Source organism: Thiolapillus sp. (assembly GCF_048562965.1).
GTDB lineage: Bacteria > Pseudomonadota > Gammaproteobacteria > Chromatiales > Chromatiaceae > Thiolapillus > Thiolapillus brandeum_A.
This window is the reverse complement of record NZ_JBHNMF010000230.1, coordinates 1-5,120: the sequence shown is the minus strand read 5'-3', so window position 1 is coordinate 5,120 and position 5,120 is coordinate 1. Positions and strand designations below refer to the sequence as shown.

At 59.6% G+C, this 5,120-nt stretch carries 4 protein-coding genes and 1 pseudogene; all 5 read left to right on the top strand.

Going from position 1 to position 5,120, the window contains the following annotated elements:
• Positions 1-224 precede the first annotated feature (224 nt).
• Positions 225-596, top strand: a pseudogene (locus ACOCD2_RS11965) (acylphosphatase); the annotation flags it as partial.
• A gap of 98 nt (positions 597-694) precedes the next feature.
• Complete coding sequence (gene hypF, locus ACOCD2_RS11960) at positions 695-2,560, top strand: carbamoyltransferase HypF (protein WP_295513225.1); 1,866 nt, start codon at positions 695-697, stop codon at positions 2,558-2,560.
• A 92-nt stretch (positions 2,561-2,652) separates the two neighbouring features.
• Complete coding sequence (locus ACOCD2_RS11955) at positions 2,653-2,937, top strand: carboxymuconolactone decarboxylase family protein (RefSeq protein ID WP_293647134.1); 285 nt, start codon at positions 2,653-2,655, stop codon at positions 2,935-2,937.
• Between the two features lie 29 nt (positions 2,938-2,966).
• A complete protein-coding gene (locus tag ACOCD2_RS11950; protein WP_293647132.1) occupies positions 2,967-3,524 on the top strand; it encodes an FG-GAP-like repeat-containing protein in 558 nt (185 codons plus the stop codon).
• Positions 3,525-3,620: 96 nt separating this feature from the next.
• Entirely contained in the window at positions 3,621-4,814 is a 1,194-nt protein-coding gene (locus tag ACOCD2_RS11945) for an FG-GAP repeat domain-containing protein (protein WP_293647130.1), read from the top strand.
• Positions 4,815-5,120 lie beyond the last annotated feature (306 nt).

The following is a 5,120-nucleotide window of genomic DNA, read 5'->3' as shown; positions in this document are numbered from 1 at the left end:
AAGTTGTTGCGCAGTGCTTGGTGACCAGGACGGCTGGGGCACCAATAGGTTGTCAAAGGCCGAGTCGATTTTGGGGACTGGGATGTCCCAAAATCTATCACGAGGCCGAAGACACGCTTGGAAGTCATCGAAGACGAGCAGGGATTCGTACAGATGCAGACCAGCTTCGGCGGCAGCAGGATCGTGGACTGGCTGGCCGGAGAACAGCTGCCCCGCATCTGCTGATGGCGGCATGGCGTATTCGCGTGACGGGTACGGTGCAGGGCGTGGGCTTTCGCCCGACGGTCTGGCGCATCGCTAGGGCTTGCGGGATCCGTGGCCGGGTGTGGAACGATGCCGCCGGCGTGGTGATTCACGCCTGGGGCAGGGAAGACAGCCTGGCTGAATTCCTGCAGCGGCTGCGCCTGGATGCGCCGCCCCTGTCCCACATCGAAGAAATCATCACCAATGAAACAGCGCCAGTGGAAACGGCCCCGGCGGATTTTCAGATCGTCCAGAGCGCACAGGGTCAGGCGCACACCGACGTGGCCGCCGACGCCGCCACCTGCCCGGACTGTCTCGCGGATATCCAGGACCCGGCCAACCGGCGTTACCGCTATCCATTCACCAACTGCACCCACTACGGCCCCAGGCTCTCCATCATCCGCGCCGTTCCCTACGACCGGGCCAACACCAGCATGGCCGCCTTCACCCTGTGCCCCCGGTGTCAGAGTACGAAGATCCGTCCGACCGGCGCTTTCATGCGCAGCCCAACGCCTGCCCGGACTGTGGTCCCAGACTGTGGCTGGAAGACGGGCAGGGGAACGTGCTGCCGCCGGATGCAGGGCGCGATGTCATTGAAACCACCGCCCGGCTGTTGCGCGAGGGACAGATCGTCGCTATCAAGGGAATCGGCGGTATCCACCTGGCCTGCGATGCGGGCAACGATGCTGCCGTCAGCCGTTTGCGCAGCCGCAAGCAGCGCTATGCCAAGGCGCTGGCTTTGATGGCTGCCGATATCGCCATGATCAAAAGCTACGCGCGGATCAGTCCGGCCGAAGCGGCACTGCTGCAGGACAGGGCGGCGCCCATCGTGGTGCTGCAAGCAGCAGGAAAGCGCCTGGCCGCTGACATAGCACCCGGCCAGGTCACCCTGGATTTCATGCTGCCCTATACGCCCCTGCATCATTTGCTCATGCAGGCGCTGGATGCTCCCATCGTACTGACCTCGGGAAACCGCAGCGAAGAACCCCAGGTCATCCGCAATGCCGATGCCCGCGCGCGGCTGACGGATATCGCAGACTGTTTCCTGCTCCATGACCGCGATATCGTCAACCGGCTGGATGATTCGGTGGTTCGCGTGGCCGACGGGCAAGCCCGGCTGCTGCGCCGCGCCCGGGGTTATGCGCCGCAACCGCTACGCCTGCCCAAAGGTTTCGATGAGCGTATTTCCTTGCTGGCCATGGGCGGTGAACTGAAGAACAGTTTCTGCCTGGTGAAGGAGGGCAGGGCCATCGTGTCCCAACACATGGGCAACCTCGGGGAACCTGCCACCTTTGCCGACTATCGCCAGGCATTGCAGCTCTACCAGGCTCTCTACGATGTGTCCCCTGCCATCATCGCCATCGACGCGCATCCGGATTACCTGTGCAGCCAGCTCGGTAAACGGCTGGCAGACGAAAACAATCTGGAACTGGTGCGCGTACAGCATCACCATGCTCATATTGCCTCCTGCATGGCCGAGCACGGACGTGAACTGACATCACCCCGGGTGCTGGGCATCGCCCTGGACGGCCTGGGTTATGGTGAAAACGGTGAACTCTGGGGGGGCGAGTTTCTGCTTGCGGATTATTTTGGCAGCAAGCGAGTGGCCCGTTTTCAGCCTGTGCCCCTGCTGGGAGGCAATAAGGCCGCCCGGCAGCCCTGGCGCAACACCCTGTCATACCTCCTGTCCCTACCCGATGCCCAACAGCTGTTCGAACGCTATGCGAACCTGCCCATCATCGAATACCTGAAAAGCAAGCCTCTTTCTGTGTTGCAAACCCTGTTCGACAGGGGGCTCAACAGCCCGCCGGCTTCATCGGCGGGACGCCTGTTCGATGCGGTGGCCGCAGCGCTGGGCATTTGCCGCGAAGAGGTGTACTTCGAAGGCCAGGCCACCATGGAACTCGAAGCACTGGCCGCCGGGGAAATGCAGCAACAGAAGCGACATGCCTATGGTTGTTCAACAATAGACAACACGCTCGTCTGGGCGCCCCTGTGGTACTCACTGCTGGAGGATCTGCAAAAGGGCGTCGATGCGGCGGTTGTCTCCGCCCGTTTCCATCATGGCCTGGCCAAAGCCGTGTCAGCCATGGCGGTACGGCTCTGCGAAGCATGGCAAACCGATACGGTCGTGCTAGGTGGCGGTGTCTTCCAGAACCGGCTGCTGCTGGAACAGACGTCCCTGCTGCTGCGTGAGCATCCATTGACCGTGTTGTCCCCACGCCATTTTCCGGCCAATGACGGTGGTCTTTCCCTGGGACAGGCCGTAATCGCCATGGCTTCCCGGCACAGCGGAGCGCAGCACGCGCCGGAATGATAGATGGTTCAGAGTTTCATAAGGTAATATTCTTTATGGTCACTCATTGAAACCTTGGGAAGCAGTTCGGGATTTGGAGGCATGAACAAAAGATGGACTTACTGACAAAGCAACAGCAGGCGCTCTACGATGCATTCTACGAGTCGACGCATGAGAATACCCATCTCGATGAAAAAACCGAAATACTCGTCGGTCTTTCAGCGGCCGTCGCCATGAACTGCAATCCCTGCACATCCTACTATCTGAGACTGGCGAAACAGAGAAGCATTGCAAAAGGAGAGATCTCCGAAACCCTGGCCAAAGTCATGGCCGTTGCAGCCGGGCAAAAACGCCTGCAATTTCAAGAAGTACTCGACGAATATGACATTGATTTCTAGCTTCCGGCACGAAGCAGGGCAGGCATAGCATGCTCCTGCCGCAAACCCTGCGCCTTGCATCGGCTGTGGTCATGCTTTCTCTATTGATCACCCATGGCGACAACGGCTATTGCGCGGCCGGAAGTATCGCCGCGCCCGTTCTCAAGTGGCAACTGGGAGGATGCACCTCCTGGTGCGAGACCGGCTGGTATTCCTCTCCGGCCGTCGCCGATCTGGACAAGGATGGGAAACCGGAAGTCATCGGCTCCGGCTATGCCATTCATGTGCTGAATGGCAGTGACGGCAGCCTGAAATGGCGCATGAAATCCGGTCACGACCGCAACGAGGGTGATGCAGTCGATAATGTCGGTCGTACCTGGCCCGGCATTGTGTTGGCAGATGTGGATGGAGACGGGGAGCAGGAGATCGTCACTGCCCACAGCGGTGGCTGGGTGTCCGTGTACGACCGCCAGGGACACTTCAAACCCGGCTGGCCCAAGAAACCCACGGACAGGGAACTGCGGGGTCTGAGTGTATCCGACCTGGATGCCGACGGCTTCATGGAGATCATCGTCACCGCTGCGGTGAACAGCAAGACCAACAGCTGAATATACCAGCACGACGGCACGCTTCGGGCCGGGTGGCCGCAACTCGGTAGCGACGGCGAATCCTCCGCCTGGGGCGTCTTCAACGACAATGCCGCCGTGGGCGATCTCGATGGTGACGGATTCGGCGAGATTGTCGTGCCTTCCGATGTTCATTACATTTGCGCCTACAAAGAAGACGGTGTGCAGATCCCCGCAAGCGCTGCCTATTCCGGCAAGGACTGGGGCGCAGTAGGCATCTGGGAAGACCTGGCTACCGAACTCAGGGGCTGGGGAGGCTGCAATGGCGTTCGCAGCGAAAGCTTTCGCGCCAACTTTGCGAAAGGCCCTGCCGTCACTGCCGACATGGATGCAGACGGCATAAATGAAGTGGTCGCCGTCGGCAACATGTATGACTGTACCAATGGCTACCAGAGCAAATACAACGCGCCCCTGATCTTCAACGCGGACCGTTCGCGCTTCAAGACAGCAGCCGCAGACTGGGAGAAGGGGCCGGTGGATACCGGCGCGCCCTTGAGCGAAGACTACAACAGGATCGAAAGCAATCAGCCCAACACAGTAGTGGCCGACCTCGATGGTGACGGAGAAAAGGAAATCCTTTTTCCTTCCTACGACGGGCGCCTGCATGCCTTCTGGCTGGACAAGACAGAACACGGCAGCTGGCCCTATGAAGTGGATGCACATGCCACCGAAGGCTTCTACCGTTTTGCTTCAGAACCAACCGTTGCCGACCTGGACAACGATGGCAAGGCAGAAGTGATCTTTGCGTCCTGGACGCAAAAAGGCAGCAACAGAACGGGCAGGTTGCATATCGTCGACGACCAGGGCAACAGGCTGCAGGAAGTCGATTTGCCGGCAGCAAAGGGCAGCTGGGACTGGAACGGCGCCCTGGCAGCGCCGACACTGGCAAACATCGATACAGACCCGGATCTGGAGGTCGTGCTCAACACGGCACATGCCGGACTGGTGGCCTACGACTTGCCCGGCACTGCAAATGCCAGAATCATCTGGGGAACCGGCCGGGGGAATTACCAGCGGGACGGGTATGTGGTCAGCGCCAAAACCAGCTGTAAATCGGGACCTGTTACCCTTGGACCTGCAAGCTACAGTGGCGCGGAGATCTACCGTTCCGAATCAACGCTGGTTACCAGCGGCAGCGTAGTCATAGAAGCCGGCGCAAACATAAGCTTCGAGGCCAGCAGGGGATTACGGCTGAACAGAGGATTCCGCGTGCAGGACCGTGGAAGCTTCAGGGCCCGGATTCGTGACGTGATTTGCCCAGTGGATCAGTAAGCACGTAACAACCATCGGCTTTAACCGGTGACTGTTGCGTTTTTCATTGGGTCTTTTGAACATGCTGGATTGCCTACCTACCCGAGCCGGCTGTCCTGGCCGCGGAGATCGTTGCAGACCTGGAAACGGTGTTGGCGCAGTTCCGGGATGTGGCACAAGATCCCACACAAGCCGAACAGCTAGAATAAAGTAAGATCCTCAGGCGCAGACAGACCGCAACCAAAAATAGGGCAGCCAAGCATGGCCGAGATCATTCCTCCACTGAATCGGGAAACCCTAGGCCGGATGACCGCCGGTGAGAAGCGG